General features: G+C 69.0%; 19 protein-coding genes. 10 read left to right on the top strand and 9 right to left on the bottom strand.

Going from position 1 to position 17,582, the window contains the following annotated elements; all coding sequences use genetic code 11:
- Nucleotides 1-25 precede the first annotated feature (25 nt).
- Entirely contained in the window at nucleotides 26-226 is a 201-nt protein-coding gene (locus tag F6X38_RS13415) for a hypothetical protein (protein WP_150970339.1), read from the bottom strand.
- 160 nt (nucleotides 227-386) lie between these two features.
- On the opposite strand from F6X38_RS13415, the gene F6X38_RS13410 reads away from it, so the two are divergent.
- Nucleotides 387-800 carry a hypothetical protein gene (locus F6X38_RS13410; protein WP_150970337.1) on the top strand — a complete coding sequence of 138 codons (414 nt, stop codon included), beginning with the start codon at nucleotides 387-389 and terminating at the stop codon, nucleotides 798-800.
- Nucleotides 801-803: 3 nt separating this feature from the next.
- Here F6X38_RS13410 and F6X38_RS13405 read toward each other — a convergent pair whose 3' ends face one another.
- From F6X38_RS13405 to F6X38_RS13395, 3 genes are all read right to left on the bottom strand, one after another.
- On the bottom strand, nucleotides 804-1,421 hold the full coding sequence (locus tag F6X38_RS13405; RefSeq protein ID WP_150970335.1) for a ribonuclease D: 618 nt from the start codon (nucleotides 1,419-1,421) through the stop codon (nucleotides 804-806).
- 64 nt (nucleotides 1,422-1,485) lie between these two features.
- Nucleotides 1,486-1,872, bottom strand: coding sequence for a type II toxin-antitoxin system VapC family toxin (locus tag F6X38_RS13400; RefSeq protein WP_150970333.1), 387 nt, complete (start codon nucleotides 1,870-1,872; stop codon nucleotides 1,486-1,488).
- On the bottom strand, nucleotides 1,872-2,057 hold the full coding sequence (locus tag F6X38_RS13395; RefSeq protein WP_161992749.1) for a type II toxin-antitoxin system VapB family antitoxin: 186 nt from the start codon (nucleotides 2,055-2,057) through the stop codon (nucleotides 1,872-1,874). Before F6X38_RS13395 ends, F6X38_RS13400 begins: the two co-directional genes overlap by 1 nt.
- Before the next feature lie 177 nt (nucleotides 2,058-2,234).
- Here F6X38_RS13395 and F6X38_RS13390 point away from each other — a divergent pair, with 177 nt between their 5' ends.
- The 6 genes from F6X38_RS13390 (at nucleotide 2,235) to F6X38_RS13365 (ending at nucleotide 6,017) form a co-directional block, all read left to right on the top strand.
- Nucleotides 2,235-2,483 (top strand): DUF3297 family protein, encoded by a 249-nt coding sequence (locus F6X38_RS13390; protein WP_150970330.1) that lies wholly within the window; start codon nucleotides 2,235-2,237, stop codon nucleotides 2,481-2,483.
- Between the two features lie 31 nt (nucleotides 2,484-2,514).
- The gene (locus F6X38_RS13385; protein ID WP_150970329.1) at nucleotides 2,515-3,084 is read left to right on the top strand and encodes a Uma2 family endonuclease; all 570 of its coding nucleotides are present in this window, start codon (nucleotides 2,515-2,517) and stop codon (nucleotides 3,082-3,084) included.
- 27 nt (nucleotides 3,085-3,111) lie between these two features.
- Complete coding sequence (hisF, locus tag F6X38_RS13380) at nucleotides 3,112-3,903, top strand: imidazole glycerol phosphate synthase subunit HisF (protein ID WP_150970328.1); 792 nt, start codon at nucleotides 3,112-3,114, stop codon at nucleotides 3,901-3,903.
- Nucleotides 3,900-4,238 carry a phosphoribosyl-ATP diphosphatase gene (locus F6X38_RS13375; RefSeq protein WP_150970327.1) on the top strand — a complete coding sequence of 113 codons (339 nt, stop codon included), beginning with the start codon at nucleotides 3,900-3,902 and terminating at the stop codon, nucleotides 4,236-4,238. Before hisF ends, F6X38_RS13375 begins: the two co-directional genes overlap by 4 nt.
- 13 nt (nucleotides 4,239-4,251) lie before the next feature.
- Nucleotides 4,252-5,199 carry a type I pantothenate kinase gene (gene coaA, locus F6X38_RS13370; protein ID WP_150970511.1) on the top strand — a complete coding sequence of 316 codons (948 nt, stop codon included), beginning with the start codon at nucleotides 4,252-4,254 and terminating at the stop codon, nucleotides 5,197-5,199.
- 425 nt (nucleotides 5,200-5,624) lie between these two features.
- A complete protein-coding gene (locus tag F6X38_RS13365) occupies nucleotides 5,625-6,017 on the top strand; it encodes a GFA family protein (RefSeq protein WP_150970326.1) in 393 nt (130 codons plus the stop codon).
- A gap of 22 nt (nucleotides 6,018-6,039) precedes the next feature.
- On the opposite strand, the gene F6X38_RS13360 is transcribed toward F6X38_RS13365, so the two are convergent.
- Nucleotides 6,040-6,699: a hypothetical protein gene (locus F6X38_RS13360; protein ID WP_150970325.1), complete on the bottom strand. Its 660-nt coding sequence runs from the start codon at nucleotides 6,697-6,699 to the stop codon at nucleotides 6,040-6,042.
- Between the two features lie 348 nt (nucleotides 6,700-7,047).
- On the opposite strand from F6X38_RS13360, the gene F6X38_RS13355 reads away from it, so the two are divergent.
- Both F6X38_RS13355 and F6X38_RS13350 read left to right on the top strand, forming a co-directional pair.
- A complete protein-coding gene (locus F6X38_RS13355; RefSeq protein ID WP_150970324.1) occupies nucleotides 7,048-8,667 on the top strand; it encodes an OpgD/OpgG family glucan biosynthesis protein in 1,620 nt (539 codons plus the stop codon).
- A gap of 60 nt (nucleotides 8,668-8,727) precedes the next feature.
- Complete coding sequence (locus F6X38_RS13350) at nucleotides 8,728-9,099, top strand: response regulator (protein ID WP_150970323.1); 372 nt, start codon at nucleotides 8,728-8,730, stop codon at nucleotides 9,097-9,099.
- Between the two features lie 16 nt (nucleotides 9,100-9,115).
- Here the strand turns inward: F6X38_RS13350 and F6X38_RS13345 are convergent, their stop codons facing one another.
- Nucleotides 9,116-9,826, bottom strand: coding sequence for a helix-turn-helix transcriptional regulator (locus F6X38_RS13345; protein ID WP_246191338.1), 711 nt, complete (start codon nucleotides 9,824-9,826; stop codon nucleotides 9,116-9,118).
- A gap of 347 nt (nucleotides 9,827-10,173) precedes the next feature.
- On the opposite strand from F6X38_RS13345, the gene hslU reads away from it, so the two are divergent.
- On the top strand, nucleotides 10,174-11,481 hold the full coding sequence (gene hslU / locus F6X38_RS13340; RefSeq protein ID WP_150970322.1) for an ATP-dependent protease ATPase subunit HslU: 1,308 nt from the start codon (nucleotides 10,174-10,176) through the stop codon (nucleotides 11,479-11,481).
- A 211-nt stretch (nucleotides 11,482-11,692) separates the two neighbouring features.
- Here the strand turns inward: hslU and F6X38_RS13335 are convergent, their stop codons facing one another.
- The 3 genes from F6X38_RS13335 to F6X38_RS13325 form a co-directional block, all read right to left on the bottom strand.
- Nucleotides 11,693-15,346 carry a hydantoinase B/oxoprolinase family protein gene (locus F6X38_RS13335; protein ID WP_150970321.1) on the bottom strand — a complete coding sequence of 1,218 codons (3,654 nt, stop codon included), beginning with the start codon at nucleotides 15,344-15,346 and terminating at the stop codon, nucleotides 11,693-11,695.
- Nucleotides 15,347-15,417: 71 nt separating this feature from the next.
- Entirely contained in the window at nucleotides 15,418-16,494 is a 1,077-nt protein-coding gene (locus F6X38_RS13330) for an ABC transporter ATP-binding protein (protein ID WP_150970320.1), read from the bottom strand.
- Between the two features lie 17 nt (nucleotides 16,495-16,511).
- On the bottom strand, nucleotides 16,512-17,582 hold the full coding sequence (locus tag F6X38_RS13325; RefSeq protein WP_150970319.1) for a Gfo/Idh/MocA family protein: 1,071 nt from the start codon (nucleotides 17,580-17,582) through the stop codon (nucleotides 16,512-16,514).

The raw sequence follows: 17,582 nt of genomic DNA, 5'->3' as shown, positions 1-17,582 counted from the left end.
AACGGCGATGCGAAATTTCCCCGTTTCAGCCGTCGTCGCGGCTTTCGGCTTCGCCGCCTTCGCGGATCGTTTCCGAGCGTTTCTCGGCCTTGGTGGTCGGGTGCCGGCTGTCTTCCGTCGGCGTCGGCTCCACCGGCTTGCCGCCGCGCAGCGGTCCGCTTTCCTGCGCCGCGCCGGGAGGAACCGCCTCGTCGTCCGCCGCGGGTTTTCCGCCTGTCTTGCTCATGGTCCCACTCCCGTTGCTTCGGGAAGGAAGGACGGCGAGAGGCGGGGGTTCCTCAGCCCCAAGTTTGCCGGCTGCGTTTACCGGCGATTCAGCGGAATCGTGTGAGGCTGTCCGGCGTCTTCCCGCGTATCGGGAGAAGGTCGGCCGGAGTTGTAGCCGCATGGAGTTCGCGGAGGTCCTGCAGAATATCGGCCGGCGGGTGCCGGACGGCGGCGACGTGCCCGCGGCGCGGGGCGCCGGCGCGGACTTCTGGCGCGTGCTCGACGGGCTGGAGCGGGATGCGGGCGTCGGCGGCAGCGAATCGCGTGCCGCCTACCGCTCGAACGGCGCGGCCGATGCGCCCGAGAAGGAGGCGGCCCAGCCCTCCGCCCTCAGCCTCGATCCGGACGACATCGCCTTCGAGCTGGCGCTTGGTGCCGCGACGTCGCTGGAAGACCTGAAGACCGCGCGCCGGCTGTTCGCCCGGGCCAACCATCCGGACCGCGTGTCGCCGGAGATGCGCGAGCGCGCCAACCGGCGGATGACCATCGCCAACGCACTCGTCGACGAGGCCACCCGGCGCTTCGCGCGCTGATTTTCAGACGGAGTGCGAGAAAATGTCCTCCTCGTCCCAGCCGAGGAGGTCGAGCCGGGCGCGGGTCGGCAGATAGTCGAACGAGGCCTTCGCGAGGTCCATCCGGTCGTCGCGCTCCAGCCGCTTCAACAAGACGGCCATGATGTCGTGAAGGTGCAGGACATCGGAGGCGGCGTATTCCACCTGCGCCGGGGTCAGCGTCTCGGCCGCCCAGTCTGAGGACTGCTGCTGCTTCGACAGGTCGACGCCGATCAGTTCGCGTGCCAGGTCCTTCAGCCCGTGCCGGTCGGTATAGGTCCGGGTCAGCCGCGAGGCGATCTTGGTGCAGAACACCGGCGCCGTCATCACCCCGAAGGCGTGGAACAGCGCCGCGATGTCGAACCGCGCGTAGTGGAAAATCTTCGTCTTCGAGGCATCGCGGAGGAGGGCGCAGAGGTTCGGAGCCTCGCGCTGCCCCTTGCCGATCTGCACGACGTCCGCGGTGCCGTCGCCCGGCGAGAGCTGTACGACGCAGAGCCGGTCGCGCCGCGTATCGAGCCCGAGCGTCTCGGTGTCGATGGCGACCGAGCCGGAATAGCGCGACAGGTCCGGCAGGTCGCCCTTGTGGACGCGGATGGTCATGACGGCGGAGCTTTCGGGCTGGAGGGGACGGCTGCCGCCCTCGAACACGGGAAAGCGCCGCCCGTCAACCGGGCTGGATGTCGGTTTCGGCGAAGACGGGGTCGGCGAAGAGCAGCGGCACGCGGTAATAGCGCGCCGCGGCATAGGCGAGGCACTGGTTCGGGGTGAGACCCGTGCTCCGGCCGAAACGCGCGAAGGCTTCGGCGGCTGGCGCGGCGAGGCTGGCCGGCAGCGACACGGTGCGGATCGCCATCGCATCGAGGAAGCGGTCGAAGAGCGGCATGATGCGTGCGGCGTCGAGACCTCGTGCCGCCGACAGGGTCGCGAGGGTGTCGAGCAGGCACGGAACGGCGGTGAAGCGGTTGGCGGCGGCCTGCAACCGGCCGGCGAGAAGCCGGGCCTGCCGCTCGTCGAGGAGCATTGCGGCGAGTGCCGACGCGTCGACGAACATCAGGCGGCTTCCGTGTCGAGCGCCCGCAGCTCGCGCGCGAAGGCGACGGCGACGTCCGGCAGCGAGGCCTTCGCCTTTTCCGCCTCGACGCTGGCGCGCAGCGCGTGCAGCACGGCCTCGGTCAGCCCGGAGCGGCGCAGCCGCATCAGCTCGCGGGCGAGGGCGTCGGCCTCGGCATGTTTCACGTGAAACGCCATGACCGCCGAGGATACACCAAACGGGATATCCGTCTATCCCTTTGAGTGTATCCCGCGGATGCTTGCCCGTTTGTCTAACATGCACCGTACCGCGTCGCCAGTCGCGCTGCGGCTTGGCGCATCGGCTGCCGCGGTCTATGCGTCGGCGAAACCGAGGAGACCGCCATGGACGAAACCCTGCCCGACCGCCTGTCGGCCGATCCGGAAAGCCCCTTCTTCGACCCCGACCTCCTCCAGCGCGGCGTCGGCGTCCGCTTCAAGGGCGTCGAGAAGACCAATGTCGAGGAATACTGCGTCTCCGAAGGCTGGATCCGCGTGCCGGCCGGCAACTCGAAGGACCGCCGTGGCCGGCCGATGACGCTGAAGCTGAAAGGTCCGGTCGAGGTCTGGCTGAAAGCTGAAAGCGAAGCGTGACGGCAGGCTGTCGCGCCGCTATGTTCCGCCCATGAACATCCAGCTTCCCCAATCCCGAAACTGGACGGCCGACGAGTTCCTGCACTGGGCGCAGGCGCAGGAGGGCAAGCTTGAACTCGTGGACGGCCGGATCGTCGACGTCATGATCAACGTGACGCGTAGCCATGTCCGTCTGGCGAGCCGCCTGATGCTGTTGCTGGGCACCCGGCTCGACCCGGCGGTCTACGATATCGGATCGGCGGACTTCGGCATCCGCGTCTCCGACAAGGGCGTTCGCTTTCCGGACGTCTTCGTCGACCGCGCCGAGGGTGGGGACGGGAGGGACCTCGCCGCCCGTGCTCCCGTCCTTCTCGCGGAAGTCCTGTCGCCATCCTCCTATGCGCGCGACTTCGGGCCGAAGGTCGCGGAATATATCGCGCTCCCGACGTTGCTCCATTACCTTGTGCTCTCGCCGGACGAGCCCCGCGTATGGGTGTGGAGCCGGAACGAAAACGGTGCCTTCGGCGAACCCGGCATGATCGAAGGCACGGAGGCGGTGCTGGAGCTTTCCGGGCTCGGCCTCGCGCTGCCCCTTGCCGATCTCTATCGCGGCATCGCATAAGGCGGGGGTTTCCCGCCGGTCTTTCCCATGACCCTGAAGTGCCGCATCATCCCCTGCCTCGACGTGAAGGACGGCCGCGTCGTGAAGGGCGTCAACTTCGAGGGCCTGCGTGACGCCGGCGATCCGGTGGAAGCGGCGACCGCCTACGATGCGGCGGGAGCGGACGAGCTCTGCTTCCTCGACATCACGGCGTCTTCCGAGGATCGGGGCACCCTCCTCGACATCGTGGCGCGGACGGCCGAGCGCTGCTTCATGCCGCTCACCGTTGGCGGCGGGGTGCGCGAGGTCGCGGACTTCCGCCGCCTGCTCGTCGCCGGGGCCGACAAGGTCTCGGTCAACACGGCGGCGGTGCGGCGGCCGGAACTCGTGGCGGAGGCCGCCGACAAGTTCGGCAACCAGTGCGTCGTGGTGGCGATCGACGCCAAGAATGTTTCACGTGAAACATCGGCGGAACCCCGCTGGGAGATCTTTACTCACGGCGGGCGCACCGCCACCGGCATCGACGCCGTGGAGTTCGCGCGCCGCGTCGTGGCGCTGGGAGCCGGCGAGATCCTGCTCACCTCGATGGATCGCGACGGCACGAAGCGAGGCTTCGATCTTGCCCTCACCCGCGCCGTGGCCGACGCAGTATCCGTGCCGGTGATCGCGTCGGGCGGCGTCGGCACGCTCGACCATCTGGTGGAGGGCGTGCGCGACGGCGGGGCGGGGGCGGTGCTCGCCGCCTCTATCTTCCATTTCGGCACCCACACGGTCGCCGAGGCCAAGGCGCACATGGCGGCGGCGGGCCTCGCCGTCCGCCAGGACGGGCTCGGCGCATGAGCGGCAGCTTCACCCTCGCCGACCTCGAGGCGATCGTGGCGGCGCGCGCCGCTTCCGGCGACCCGAAGTCCTATACGGCGAAGCTCGCCGCGAAGGGGTTGCCGAAGACCGCCAAGAAGCTCGGCGAGGAAGCGGTCGAGACGGTGATCGCCGCACTCGCCGAGGACGACGCGGCGCTCGCCGGCGAGGCGGCGGACCTCCTCTACCATCTCCTCGTTGTGCTGCGGTTGAGGGGCGTGCCGCTCGACGCCGTCATGGCTGAGCTGCAGCGCCGCACGGCCGAGACGGGCCTCGAGGAGAAGGCCCGTCGGCCGACGCCGGACGCGGGGACCTGACGCCGTGGACCAGATGGTCCCGTCGCGCTTCTCGCCCTACCGCTTCTTCTCGGCGGAGGAATGGGGGCATTTCCGCGCCGGCCAGCCGCTGAACCTCTCCGAAGCCGAAGTGGAGCGCCTCCGCTCGCTGAACGATCCGGTCGACCTCGGCGAGGTCGGGCGCATCCTCCTGCCGATCTCGCGGCTGCTCAGCGCCCATGTCGAGGCGTCGCAGCTCCTGTTCCGCCAGCGCCGCCGCTTCCTCGGCGACGGCGCAGCCGAGAAGACGCCTTTCGTCATCGGCATCGCCGGCTCGGTCGCGGTCGGCAAGTCCACCACCGCCCGCATCCTGAAGGAACTCCTCGCCCGCTGGCCGTCGAGCCCCAAGGTCGATCTCGTGACGACCGACGGCTTCCTTTATCCGAACGCCGTCCTCGAAGCCGAAGGCCTGATGCGGCGGAAGGGTTTTCCGGAAAGCTACGACGTCGGCCGCATCCTGCGCTTCCTGTCGGACCTGAAGGCCGGGGTGCGGCACGTCGAGGCGCCGGTCTATTCGCACCTCGTCTACGACGTGGTGAAGGGGGCGAGCGTCACCGTCGATCAGCCGGACATCCTGATCTTCGAAGGGCTGAACGTCCTCCAGGCGCGCGACATCCCGCCGGACGGCAAGGCGGTGCCCTTCGTCTCGGACTTCTTCGACTACGCGATCTACATCGACGCGGAGGAAGCCGACATCCGCCGCTGGTATCTCGACCGCTTCATGCGGCTGCGCGACACCGCCTTCCGCGACCAGCGATCGTTCTTCCATCGCTACGCCTCGATCGGGGAGGAGGAGGCGCTCGCCATCGCCGAGGGGCTGTGGCGCGACATCAACGCGGTGAACCTCCGGGAGAACATCCTGCCGACCCGACCGCGCGCCGACCTGATCCTCGCGAAGGGCCCGAGCCACCGGGTGGAGCGGGTGGCGCTGCGGAAATTGTAGGATTAGGCGAGTGGACGTTGGATGAATTTGAACCTAATCGATTCTAAGCTAAGCGATATGGCTTATCAATTTTGAGAAGTGAGCTTTTTGGAGGAAAAATGCTCGTCGTTTTGGCGGTAAGCATCTGGATTATTTGTGGTGTAGTGACCGCCATTATAGCTGCATCGAGGAATCGCAGCGCTTTAGGTTGGTTTTTTGTCGGATCGGTCCTTGGGCTCTTTGGTCTGATTTTGGTCGTTGTTCTACCACCCAACACGGCAAGCAAGCCGGTCGATTACGCAAGCTCAGGCCCGTCGGGCGGTATGCTCCGGCGAATGAACTATGGGGATATGATGCAGTGCCCCGATTGCAGAAATCTAACCAGTACAGCCAACGACAAGTGTGCATATTGTGGATTTGATCTGCCGTAGGCATACGAGTTTCCTATGAGCCATCGCGTGCAGACCGGCGGATGCCTTTGCGGCGCCGTCCGATACGAGGTCCGGGGCGAGCCGACGGTGTCGGGACTCTGCCACTGCGCGACCTGCCGGAAGCTGACCGGCTCCATCGTCTCGGCGACCGCGAATTGGCCGCTCGACCGGTTCCGGATGGAGGGGGAACTGCGGACGTTTGCGCGCCGGTCGTTCTGTCCGACCTGCGGCTCGCGGCTGTTCTTCCTGACGGACGAGGATGTCGAGGTGTTTCTCGGCACGCTCGACGCCGCGCCGAACGGCATCGGGCCGGCGGTCGAGGGCTGGGCGGTCCGCCGGGAACACTGGCTGCCGCCGGTGAACGGCACGGTGCGCTACGACGAAAACCCGCCGGCGGGTTCGGATTGATCCCGAGGCGAGGGGGTGAACGTCAGGCTTTCCGGGCGAGGCGCAGCGGCCGCGCGCCGGAGGACTGCGCTGCGATCATCGCCAACATGTTGTCGAGTTCGGAGCGCTGCGACAGGGTGTGGCGCGCCGCCCGCGCCCGGCTCTCGGCCGCCGCCCGTTCGGCTTCCTCCATCCGGTCGCTGCGCAGCCGCAGCAGCCGGCCGGCCGCGAGAGCGCTGAGGAACGCGGACACGATCAGGGCGAGCAGCCAGAGCCCAGTCTCGGCCGGCGCCATGAACGGCTGCCTCGCCTCGCCGTCGGGTCGGGCGACCTTGGCGCTCGCGTCGATGCTGTCATGCGCCCGGTCGACCTCGAAGGTCGCGAGGCGCAACTCGCTCTGGACGGCGCGGTAGGTCGTCGGCCCGCTCGCCTGGCGCAGGTTGGAAACCCGCGCCGAGGCCGAATCGAGGAGGTCGTCGGCATCGTCCGGCACGCCGGCGCGGTCGATGCTCTCCAGCTTTGCGAGGACGTCGTCGAGCCCACCGTGGAGCTGCCGGGCATGGTCCGCCGACAGCGGACGAAGCAGGTCGCGGCCGCCCCATTTCCGGAACGCGGTGGACAGATCGGTCAAGCTGCCCGACACGAGTCCCGCCGTGTATCGGGCGAGATCGGCCTGCTCCGTGCCGAGCGACCGCAGGGTCACGCATGTCGCAAGCACGAGAACGCAGGCGAATGCCGCGCCCCGACCCAATCGCGCCCTGAAAATCTTCATGCGCGCACTCACCGGCGGGCGACCATCCAAAGCCGAAGCCTAGCCGGCCGCAGCTAGGATCGCGCTAACGAATCACGCGGGATTTTACGCATCGCCAGCCGTCGTCGAAGAGACCGCCGCGTCGCGCCGTTCCGCCCGGCTCTCGCGTCGCGGGGCTTGGCGAGCGGGGCGCGGCTCGCTATCCAGAGCCGCGACGCATGAAGGGCGTGCGGCGTTCCGCTCCGGTCGCGACGGGCCGGAACGCACCGCCCCCTGGTGGATGTGACGGAGTAGCAGCCGATGACCGAGCTTTCTCGCCGCGAGCTTGTGACCTTCCTCGCCTCGCTGGGGATCGCCCTGCCGCTGGGGCGCGCCGCCTTCGCGCAAGGGACGGGCGGCGGCGGCGATCCCGCGCCCGGCGCCGTCGCGGCGGATGCGGCCGCCGGCACGCTGATCCGCTTCAAGGAGCCAGTGCCCTATTCCTTCGAGCGCCTCGTCGAGGAAACGCGCGAGGCCGCCGCCAAGCCCTACGATCCGGTCGACGTGCGCTTCGCCGACACGCTGGAACGGATCGACTTCGACCAGCACAACCGCATCAAGTACCGCGCCGACGAGACGCTCGACCTCAACGACGGCAAGGCGCCGATCCGCTTCTTCTATCTCGGCCGCTACTTCAAGCTGCCGGTCGGCATCAACGTCGTCGACGGCGACACCTCGCGGCAACTGATCTTCGACCCGAAGCTGTTCCAGATCCCGGCCGATTCGCCGGCCACGGAACTGCCCGACGACATCGGCTTCGCCGGCTTCCGCATCCTGGAGCCGAACTCGGAGCGCGACTGGATCGCCTTCCTCGGCGCCGCCTATTTCCGCACCAGCGGCGAGCTCGACCAGTTCGGCCTGTCCGCCCGCGCCCTCGCCATCGACGTCGCCATGCCGACGCCGGAGGAGTTCCCGCGCTTCACCGACTTCTATGTCGGCCCGTCCGCGGTCGGCGGCCGGGTGAAGATCGCCTGCCGGATGGACTCGCCCCGCATCGCCGGCGTCCTCGAGATGGACGTGAAGAAGGACGGGCCGATCGTGATGGAGATCCGCTCGCGCTACTTCGCGCGGGAAGCCATCGGGCGCGTCGGCATCGCGCCGCTGACCTCGATGTTCTGGTATTCGGAGACCGATCGCGGCCGGCGGGTCGACTGGCGGCCGGAGGTGCACGATTCGGATGGCCTCGCCGTCGTCACCGAAACCGGCGAGCGGCTGTGGCGGCCGCTGAACAACCCGGCCAACGTCATGACCTCGACCTTCGGCACCGGCTCCCCGCGCGGCTTCGGCCTCCTCCAGCGCGATCGGAACTTCTCGAACTACGAGGACGACGGCGTCTTCTACGAGAAGCGCGCCAGCGTCTGGATCGAGCCGAAGGGCGGCTGGCCGAAAGGCTCGGTGCAGCTCGTCGAGATCCCGACCGACGACGAGATCCACGACAACATCGTCTGCTACTTCCTGTCGGAGAAGCCGGTCGCGAAGGGCGACGCCATCGCCTACGACTACCGGCTCACCTGGGCGAAGGATCAGCCGGATCGCGGCCGGGTCGGCGAGGTGGTCGCGACGCGCATCGGCCGCGGCGGCATTCCCGGCCAGCCGCGCCCGCCCGGCGTCGTCAAGTTCGCGGTCGACTTCGACGGCGGCATGGTGGCGAGCCTGCCGCGCGACGCGGAGGGCGTCGAGGCGGTCGCCTCGGCCTCGCGTGGCGAGCTCGGCAAGGTCGATGCATACTCGGTGAAGGTCGATACGGCCTGGCGTGTCACCTTCGACCTGAAGGCGACCGGCCCCGAGCCGGTGGAGCTCCGCCTCTACCTCAAGCGCGGTGACGAGACGCTGACCGAGACCTGGAGCTACCAGTTCCTGCCGCTAGCGCAGACGGGCTGAGCCGCGGTTTCAGCACCGGGGAGCGGCGCAACCTTTTGCCGGCTCCGGACTTTCGTCGCCATGACGACACGGTTCGGACATGCGGTCGCCCTCGTCGCCGAGGACGAACCCCTCCTGCGGATGGACGCCGCCGACACGCTGCAGGAGGCGGGCTTCACCGTGCTGGAAGCGGCGAACACCGTCGAGGCGCTGCGCCATCTGGAAGCGGTCGAGACGATCGAGCTCCTGTTCACCGATATCGAGATGCCGGGGCCGATCGACGGCGTCCAACTGGCGCATGAAGTCGTGCGGCGCTGGCCGCACGTGTCGATCGTCGTCTGCTCGGGACGGATCAAGGTCGGCCCGGGCGATCTGCCCGATCAGGCGCGCTTCATCGCCAAGCCGTTCAGCCCCGAACTGATGATCCGCGCCATCGAGACCGCGATGCACTGACGGCCGGGCGCCGGCGTCAGCTCAGATACCCCATCTGCGCCGCGATCGCGACGGCGTGGGTGCGGTTCGAGGCGTTCACCTTGCGCGTCGCCGAGGCGAGGTACTGCGAGACGGTGTATTCGGACAGGGACAGGATGATGCCGATCTCGGAGGAGGTCTTGCCGAGCATCGCGAGCTTCAGGCAGTCGCGCTCGCGGCCCGTCAGCGGGTTGGAGCGGCGGTTCTCCTCCAGCCGGCAGGCGGCGAGCACCCCGAAGGCACCGAAGCCGGCGAACTGCAACTGCGTCGCCTCGGCTTCCGAGAGGTCGGTGCGATCCCCGAAGAAGGCGAGCGCTCCGGCGAAGGCCGTCATGCCGTGGACGGGCACGTAGACGCCGCCGCGGATCTCGTTGGTGGCGAGGAAGCGCGCCGCCGGGTTCGGCTCGCCCGGCTCCTCCGTGCCGTAGAGGAGGTCGGCGTCCCAGGCGAAGGGCGTCGGCCCCGCCTTCAGGGCGCGGATCACGATCGTGTTGCGGCCGAGCCCGAGCTTCTCGAAGCCCTTCTGGAAGGCCGGCTCCCAGTTCGAGAAGATCAGCTTCAGCTCCGCCCGCGCATCGTCGGCGGACGGGATCGTCATCACCGCATAGCGCGCATAGCCGTAGTCCCGGGCGATGGCTCCGAGCGCCTGGCCCAGGAGGCTCTCGTCCCAAGGTGTCGGCATCGCCGCCAGGATTGCTGCCGCGGACATTCCCGTTCCCCGCCACGCCTTCGCTCACGCGCGCTCGCCGCCGCTTGCCGCGGGGCCGACGCCGGTGCGCCGCGAGCCGATCCCGAGCGGGAACGCCTCGCCTTCCGATGATCGTTGTTGACGGCCGCCGGCACTTGCGCACGCTTCCCGGATACCGAATCGCATCATAACGCAACACCGCCCGGCGCAACGGAAAAACTTGGCGCTCGTACACGCGGACGGTGCGGTCTTCGTGGGGAGTGGCGCTTCTGCATCTGTCTCCCCATCTCACTCTCCGGCGGCCCTTGCCGGCCGCGACCGTTCCCGGCCCGCTCCTTTCCGGCGGACCGATCCATCTTGGACAGGCGATGACCGACTTTTCCCCCCGCGAGATCGTTTCCGAACTCGACCGCCACATCATCGGCCAGAAGGACGCCAAGCGGGCCGTCGCGGTGGCGCTGCGCAACCGCTGGCGCCGCCAGCAGCTCGAAGGCTCGCTCCGCGAGGAGGTGATGCCGAAGAACATCCTGATGATTGGCCCGACCGGCGTCGGCAAGACCGAGATCTCGCGCCGCCTCGCCAAGCTCGCCGGCGCGCCGTTCATCAAGGTCGAGGCGACGAAGTTCACCGAGGTCGGCTATGTCGGCCGCGACGTCGAGCAGATCGTCCGCGACCTCGTCGAGGTCGGCATCGGGCTGGTGAAGGAGAAGAAGCGCGAGGAGGTGAAGGCGAAGGCCCACCAGGGTGCCGAGGACCGCGTACTCGACGCGCTGGTCGGCAAGACCGCCTCGCCCGCGACGCGCGACAGTTTCCGCAAGCGCCTGCGCTCCGGCGAACTCGACGACAAGGAGATCGACGTCGAGGTGACGGACACCGCGAACCCGATGGGCGGCATGGAGATTCCCGGCATGCCGGGCGCCAATATCGGCGTGCTCAATCTTTCCGAGATGTTCGGCAAGGCGATGGGCGGGCGCACCAAGCAGCGCCGCACCACTGTGCGCGACAGCTACGCGCTGCTGATCACCGAGGAGTCCGACAAGCTGCTCGATCAGGAGCAGGTCGTCGCCGAGGCGATCAGGGCGGTCGAGAACAACGGCATCGTCTTCCTCGATGAGATCGACAAGGTGGCGAACAAGGAGGGCTACGGCGGCGCGGGCGTCTCCCGCGAGGGCGTGCAGCGCGACCTCCTGCCGCTGGTCGAAGGCACCACGGTCGCGACGAAGTACGGGCCGGTGAAGACCGACCACGTCCTGTTCATCGCGAGCGGCGCGTTCCATGTGGCGAAGCCCTCCGACCTCCTGCCGGAGCTGCAGGGCCGCCTGCCGATCCGCGTCGAGTTGCGGGCGCTGACGGTGGACGACTTCCGGCGCATCCTCACCGAGACCGAGGCGTCGCTGATCAAGCAGTACGTCGCCTTGATGAAGACCGAGAACGTCACGCTGGAGGTGACCGACGATGCGATCGATGCGATCGCCCGCCTCGCGGTCGACCTCAACGGCACCGTCGAGAACATCGGCGCGCGGCGGCTGCAGACGGTGATGGAGCGGGTGCTCGACGAAATCTCGTTCGAGGCGCCGGACAAGGGCGGCGAGACCTTCCGGGTCGATGCGGAATACGTCCGGAAGGCGCTGGACGGCATCGCCGGCAACGTCGACCTGTCGCGCTACGTGCTCTGACGCGTGGTGCCCGGATGGCGGGCGGTGCGCTTTCCGGGGAAAGCCGCCGCCCGCCTTGTGAGGCAAGCCCTCGAAGGTCCGGTGCGCCCGCAGGGCGGGTGGGACGCCGGGCAGCGCCCGGACCCGATGACTTGGGACGGGTTCTAGGCGGAGCGCAAAACAATTCGATGACGCCCGCCCGGATTCTTCTTTGCCGGGCGACGAACCCCGCTCAGCCGGGGGCCGGACCGTAGCCGCCGGCGGTGGGCGTTTCCACGATCACCGCCTCACCGGCCGCCAGCGCCGTCTGGTCGCTGAAGGCGAGGATCTCGGTGCTGCCGTCCAGCCGGCGGACCAGGGTTCGCCCGCACCGCCCCGGCTCGCCGCCCTCCAGGCCGTGCGGCCGGATCGTGCGGTGCGACGACAGGATCGCGAGGTCCATCGCTTCGAGGAAGCGGATGGTGCGCCGCGTGCCGTCGCCGGCGGGATATGCGCCGCGGCCGCCGGAACCGCGGTCGATGCGGAACTCCTCCAGCAGCACTGGATAGCGAAGCTCCAGGATCTCAGGGTCGGTCAGCCGCGAGTTCGTCATGTGAACGTGGACCGCGTCGGTGCCGGCGAAGCCGCTGCCGTCGTTCATGCGGCCGGCGGGCGAGCCGGAGCAGAGCGTCTCGTAGTACTGGTAGCGCGCATTGCCGAAGGTCAGGTTGTTCATCGAGCCCTGGCTCGCCGCCATGGCGCCGAGCGCGCCGAAGAGGGCGTTCGTCACGTGCTGCGAGGTCTCGACATTGCCGGCCACCACCGCCGCCGGATAGCGGGGTTTGAGCATCGAGCCGTCCGGCACGAGGATGCGGATCGGCCGGAGGCAGCCGGCATTCATCGGGATCGGCTTCTCCACCATGACACGGAAGGCGTAGAGCACTGCGGCGCGGGTCACCGGCTCCGGCGCGTTGAAGTTGTTCGCCTGCATCGCCGATGTGCCGGCGAAGTCGACCGTCGCCTCGCGCTTCTCGCGGTCGACGGTGATCCGCACCCGGATCGTCTGGCCGGTGTCGGTCGGGTACTCGAACTCCGAGTCGCTCAACCGCTCGACGACGCGGCGGACGCTCTCCTCGGCGTTGTCCTGCACGTGGCCCATATAGGCCTCGACCGTTTCCAGCCCGAAGCTCGCGATCATCCGGCGCATCTCGTGGATGCCCTTCTCGTTCGCGGCGATCTGCGCCTTCAGGTCGGCGATGTTGTTGTCCGGGTTGCGCGCCGGGTAGGGATGCTCGGCGAGAAGCCGGCGCAGCGCCTCCTCTCGAAAGACGCCTCGATCGACCAGAAGGAAATTGTCGATGAGGACGCCTTCCTCGTCGACCGTCGTCGCGCGCGGCGTCATCGAGCCGGGAGCGAGACCGCCGATATCGGCATGGTGGCCGCGCGAGGCGACGTAGAACAGAATATCGCGGTTCCCGTCATCGAAGACCGGCGTCACCACCGTGATGTCGGGGAGGTGGGTGCCGCCGTTGTAGGGGGCGTTCAGCGCGAAGACGTCGCCGGGCCGGATCGAGCCCCGGTTCGCCGCGATCACCGTCTGCACCGAGCGGTCCATCGACCCTAAGTGCACCGGCATGTGCGGCGCGTTGGCGACGAGCTCGCCGTTCCGGTCGAAGACCGCGCAGGAGAAGTCGAGCCGTTCCTTGATGTTGACCGACGATGCGGTGTTCTGCAGCGTCACCCCCATCTGCTCGGCGATCGCCATGAAGAGGTTGTTGAACACCTCCAGCATCACCGGGTCGGCCTCGGTGCCGACCGCCCGTTCGCGCACGGCGGTTTCGTCGCGAGTGAGGAGCACGTGGTCGCGCGCCGTCAGCTCGAAGCGCCAGCCCGCCTCCACGACGATCGTCTGGTGCGGCTCGACGAGGAGCGCCGGTCCTTGCGCGCCCTGTCCGGGCCGGAGCGCCTCGCGGCGGAAGACCCGCGCCTCGCGCCATTCGCCGCTCGCGAAGATGCGCACGGATTCGGACGCGACCGGCGGCTCGGCGGTGGTCGGGTGCTCGGTTTCCGGCAGCGGTTCGCCGGGGCTGACGGCTTCCACCTCCAGCGCCTCGGCGACGAGGGCGCGGCCGGCGAAGCGGAAGCCGAACTGTTGTCGATGCGCCGCGTCGAAAGCCTCGGCCATCGTCTCGACCGGTCCTAGATCGACGGGCAGCGCCGTGTCGGTGCCGTCGTAGCGCAGATGCGCCCGCGCCTCGATCCGCACAAGGGCGGGCTCGATTCCCTGGCTCCGCATCTCGGCGAGGACGGCCTCGGCGAGCTCCGCCCGCAGCGCGTCCAGCGCCTCGCCCGCGCCGGCGAGCGGCAGGCCGAGCGTCTGCTGGCGAACGCTGCGCGTATCGGCGAGCCCCATGCCGTAGGCCGAGAGCACGCCGGAGAACGGGTGGAGGAGGACGCGGCGCATGCCGAGGGCGTCGGCGATCAGGCAGGCGTGCTGGCCGCCCGCGCCGCCGAACGAGGCGAGAACGTAGTCCGTGACGTCGTAGCCGCGCTGGACGCTGATCGTCTTCACCGCGTTCGCCATGTTCTCGACCGCGACGCGCAGGAAGCCGTCCGCCACCGCTTCCGGCGAGCGCCCGTCGCCGATCGCCTCGCCGAGTTCCGCAAAACCGGCACGGACGCCCTCCGCGTCGAGCGGCCGGTCGCCGTCCGGCCCGAAGATCGCCGGAAAAAGGTCCGGCCGGAGCTTGCCGACCATGACGTTGGCGTCGGTGACGGTGAGCGGGCCGCCGCGCCGGTAGGCCCGCGGCCCCGGATCGGCCCCGGCCGAGTCCGGCCCGACCGCGAAGCGGCCGTTCTCGAAGTGCAGGATCGAGCCACCGCCGGCCGCGACCGTGTGGATGCGCATCATTGGGGTGCGCATGCGGACGCCCGCGACCTCGGTCTCGAAGGAGCGCTCGAACGCGCCGTCGTAATGCGTGACGTCGGTCGAGGTGCCGCCCATGTCGAAGCCGATCAGCCGCTCGAAGCCGGCCGCCTCGCTTGTGCGTACCGCGCCGACGACGCCGCCGGCCGGGCCGGACAGGATCGCGTCGCGGCCCTGGAAGCGGTGCGCTTCGGTGAGGCCGCCGGAGGACTGCATGAACATCAGCCGCGGGCCAGCGCCCGCCGCTTCCGTCGCGCCGAGTTCGCCGGCGACCTCGCCGACGTAGCGCCGGAGGATCGGCGAGAGATAGGCGTCCACCACAGCGGTGTCGCCGCGCCCGACGAGCTTCACCAGCGGCGACACGTCGTGGCTCGCGGAGACCTGGGCGAAGCCGACCTCGCGCGCGATCACCGCGACCAGCGCCTCGTGCTCCGGGTAGCGATAGGCGTGCATGAACACCACCGCGACGGCGTCGAAGCCCTCGGCGCGTTTCGCCGAAAGCGCGGCGCGCACTGCGGCTTCGTCCGGCGCGGCCTCCACCGTGCCGTCGGCCCGCACCCGCTCGTCGATCTCGAGGACGTCGGAATGAAGCAGCGACGGCTTCACGATCCGTTTGGCGAAGATGTCGGGGCGCGCCTGATAACCGATGGCGAGCGCGTCGCGGAAGCCGCTCGTGGTGACGAGAAGGGTGCGCTCGCCCTTGCGCTCAAGGAGCGCGTTGGTCGCGACGGTGGTGCCCATCTTTACCGCCGCGATCTGGCCGGCCGGGATCGGCGCGCCGGGCGGCACATCCAGGAACTCGCGGATGCCTTCCACGGCGGCGTCGCGATAGCGCTCCGGATTGTCCGACAGGAGCTTCTTCGCCGCCAGGCTGCCGTCCGGGCGGCGCGCGACGACGTCGGTGAAGGTGCCGCCACGGTCGATCCAGAACTCCCAAGACCCGTCCGCCAAATCCGCCCGCCCGCGCGCCGTTTCCGTCATGCGGACGGTCTAGCACGGCGATACGGGAACCGGCGCCGATGTTTCACGTGAAACATCGGCGACGGTTCGTTTCAGACCCGCCGTCCGTCCGCGCCGAAGAGATGGGCCTGGGCGGGGTCGAAGGCGAGGGGGATACGCTCGCCGACGCGGATCGGCCGCTGGCCGTCGAGGAGCACGGTGGTCGGCTGGCCGTCGGCGGTCGAGGCGTAGACCACCGTCGCGCCGCCGAGCTGTTCCACGAGCTGCACCGAGGCCTCGCCGAGGCCGGCGCGGCTCGTCCCGGCCTGCAGATGCTCCGGCCGGACGCCGAAGGAGAGCTCCTCGCCGTCGCGCGCTTCCACCGGCCGCTCCAGGTCGAGCCGCAGGCCCGCGACGTCGATGGTGCGGCGCGACGGGTCGTTCGCCGCGAGGCGGGCCTTCAGGAAATTCATCTTCGGCGAGCCGATGAAGCCCGCGACGAACTGGTTGGCGGGGGCGTTGTAGAGGTCGAGCGGCCGGCCGGCCTGCATGACGCGGCCTTCCTTCAGGACGACGATCTTGCTGGCCATCGTCATCGCCTCGACCTGATCGTGCGTCACGTAGATCATCGTGTTGCCGAGCGTCTGGTGGAGGCGCGCGATCTCGACCCGCATCTGGACGCGAAGCTCGGCGTCGAGGTTGGAGAGCGGCTCGTCGAACAGGAAGATCTTCGGTTCCCGCACGATGGCGCGGCCGATCGCGACGCGCTGGCGCTGGCCGCCGGACAATTGCTTCGGCCGGCGCTGGAGCAGCGGCTCGATCTGCAGCACCTCCGCCGCGCCCTGCACGCGCTGCTTGATCTCGGCTTTCTTGTAGCCGGCGGTTTCCAGTCCGAAGGCGAGGTTCTTGTAGACGCTCATATGCGGGTAGAGCGCGTAGCTCTGGAACACCATCGCGATGCCGCGCTTCGAGGCCGGCACCTCGTTCATCCGCTCGCCGTCGATCCGCAGCTCGCCGCCGGAAATCTCCTCCAGCCCCGCGATCATCCGGAGCAGCGTGGACTTGCCGCAGCCGGACGGGCCGACGAAGACGGTGAACTCGCCGGGATCGATGGCGAGATCGATGCCGTGGACCACCTCGTGCGAGCCGAAGCGCTTGACGATCTTCTCGAGCTGGATGCTGGTCGCCATGGGAAAGGCTCCGTGATCTAGGGCCGCCAGCCGGCATATTTCGGATGGTCGGGGCCGAGCGGCAGCGAAACGTCCGCGCCGGTCGCGGCGGAATGGTAGAAGGCGGTCGCGAGCTCCAGCGCCCGGCGCGCGTCGGCGCTGGTGACGGGCGGCGGCGAGCCGGCGGCGAGCGCTTCGCGGAAGGCGCGCATCTGCCCGTCGTAGCGCCGGCCGACCGGCGGCACCGCCGCCAGCGCCGCGGCGATCCGCTCACCCGCCTCCTCGGAGGCCGGCAGGAAGCGCCAGGGCCCGTCGCCCGGCGAATAGGCGGCGTGGGTACTTTCCATCGTGATGTGCTCGAAGTGGAGGCGCAGACGGCTGATCTCCTCTTCGGAGCCGAGCGTCGCGGTAGAGGTGAACAGCGCGCCACTTTCCATCGCCCAGGACGACGACACGCAGTCCTCGACCTCGATCGCGTTCACCCGCGTCGCCGTGCGGGCGAAGAGCTTCGACACGGGGCCGAGGAGGAAGCAGACGATGTCGTGCATGTGGATGGCGTGGGTCATCAGGACGCCGCCGAGCTCGGTCTTCCAGCGCCCGCGCCACGGATTGTCGTAATAGGCGGCGGTGCGCTTCCAGAAGGTCTCGGCCGCGCCCGCATAGGGCTTGCCGGCGATGCCGGATTCGATGAGGTGCTTTGCCTGCATCGCGCCGTCGCCGTAGCGGTACTGGAAGATCGGCATCAGCTGGCCCTTCGCGCCCTTTTCGGCGGCGATGATCTCGTCGGCTTCCGCGAGGGACCCGACCAGCGGCTTCTCGCAGACGACGTGCTTGCCCGCCGCGAGGGCCTTCAGGATCATCTCGCGGTGGAGTGCGGGGGGCGTGCAGATGTCGATGACGTCGATCTCCGGCATCGCGAGGACGGCATCGAAGTCGCGGATTCGGCGCTCGATCCCGAACTCGTCGGCGAGCGCCGCCATCCGCGCCGCGTCGAGGTCGCAGACCGCCAGGACCCGGTAGCCGTCCAGGTTGCGCGCATAGCCCTCCTCGATATGGGAGCGGCCGATGCCGCAGCCGATCACCGCGACGTTGAGGATGCCTTGGGTCAT

Source organism: Plantimonas leprariae (assembly GCF_008802405.1).
GTDB classification, from domain to species: Bacteria; Pseudomonadota; Alphaproteobacteria; order Rhizobiales; family Rhizobiaceae; genus Plantimonas; species Plantimonas leprariae.
Note: the sequence above shows the minus strand (reverse complement) of the source record. Positions and strands in the feature narration are given on the sequence as shown.

What these genes read in the sequence shown, in the direction of transcription:
- F6X38_RS13385 (WP_150970329.1), top strand. Translation starts at nt 2,515, where the DNA reads ATGAACATCCAGCTTCCCCAATCCCGAAACTGGACGGCCGACGAGTTC.
- F6X38_RS13415 (WP_150970339.1), bottom strand. Translation starts at nt 226, where the DNA reads ATGAGCAAGACAGGCGGAAAACCCGCGGCGGACGACGAGGCGGTTCCT.
- F6X38_RS13375 (WP_150970327.1), top strand. Translation starts at nt 3,900, where the DNA reads ATGAGCGGCAGCTTCACCCTCGCCGACCTCGAGGCGATCGTGGCGGCG.
- F6X38_RS13365 (WP_150970326.1), top strand. Translation starts at nt 5,625, where the DNA reads ATGAGCCATCGCGTGCAGACCGGCGGATGCCTTTGCGGCGCCGTCCGA.
- coaA (WP_150970511.1), top strand. Translation starts at nt 4,252, where the DNA reads ATGGTCCCGTCGCGCTTCTCGCCCTACCGCTTCTTCTCGGCGGAGGAA.
- F6X38_RS13345 (WP_246191338.1), bottom strand. Translation starts at nt 9,826, where the DNA reads ATGTCCGCGGCAGCAATCCTGGCGGCGATGCCGACACCTTGGGACGAG.
- hisF (WP_150970328.1), top strand. Translation starts at nt 3,112, where the DNA reads ATGACCCTGAAGTGCCGCATCATCCCCTGCCTCGACGTGAAGGACGGC.
- F6X38_RS13405 (WP_150970335.1), bottom strand. Translation starts at nt 1,421, where the DNA reads ATGACCATCCGCGTCCACAAGGGCGACCTGCCGGACCTGTCGCGCTAT.
- F6X38_RS13330 (WP_150970320.1), bottom strand. Translation starts at nt 16,494, where the DNA reads ATGGCGACCAGCATCCAGCTCGAGAAGATCGTCAAGCGCTTCGGCTCG.
- F6X38_RS13400 (WP_150970333.1), bottom strand. Translation starts at nt 1,872, where the DNA reads ATGTTCGTCGACGCGTCGGCACTCGCCGCAATGCTCCTCGACGAGCGG.
- F6X38_RS13350 (WP_150970323.1), top strand. Translation starts at nt 8,728, where the DNA reads ATGACGACACGGTTCGGACATGCGGTCGCCCTCGTCGCCGAGGACGAA.
- F6X38_RS13355 (WP_150970324.1), top strand. Translation starts at nt 7,048, where the DNA reads ATGACCGAGCTTTCTCGCCGCGAGCTTGTGACCTTCCTCGCCTCGCTG.
- hslU (WP_150970322.1), top strand. Translation starts at nt 10,174, where the DNA reads ATGACCGACTTTTCCCCCCGCGAGATCGTTTCCGAACTCGACCGCCAC.
- F6X38_RS13390 (WP_150970330.1), top strand. Translation starts at nt 2,235, where the DNA reads ATGGACGAAACCCTGCCCGACCGCCTGTCGGCCGATCCGGAAAGCCCC.
- F6X38_RS13335 (WP_150970321.1), bottom strand. Translation starts at nt 15,346, where the DNA reads ATGACGGAAACGGCGCGCGGGCGGGCGGATTTGGCGGACGGGTCTTGG.
- F6X38_RS13410 (WP_150970337.1), top strand. Translation starts at nt 387, where the DNA reads ATGGAGTTCGCGGAGGTCCTGCAGAATATCGGCCGGCGGGTGCCGGAC.
- F6X38_RS13325 (WP_150970319.1), bottom strand. Translation starts at nt 17,582, where the DNA reads ATGACCCAAGGCATCCTCAACGTCGCGGTGATCGGCTGCGGCATCGGC.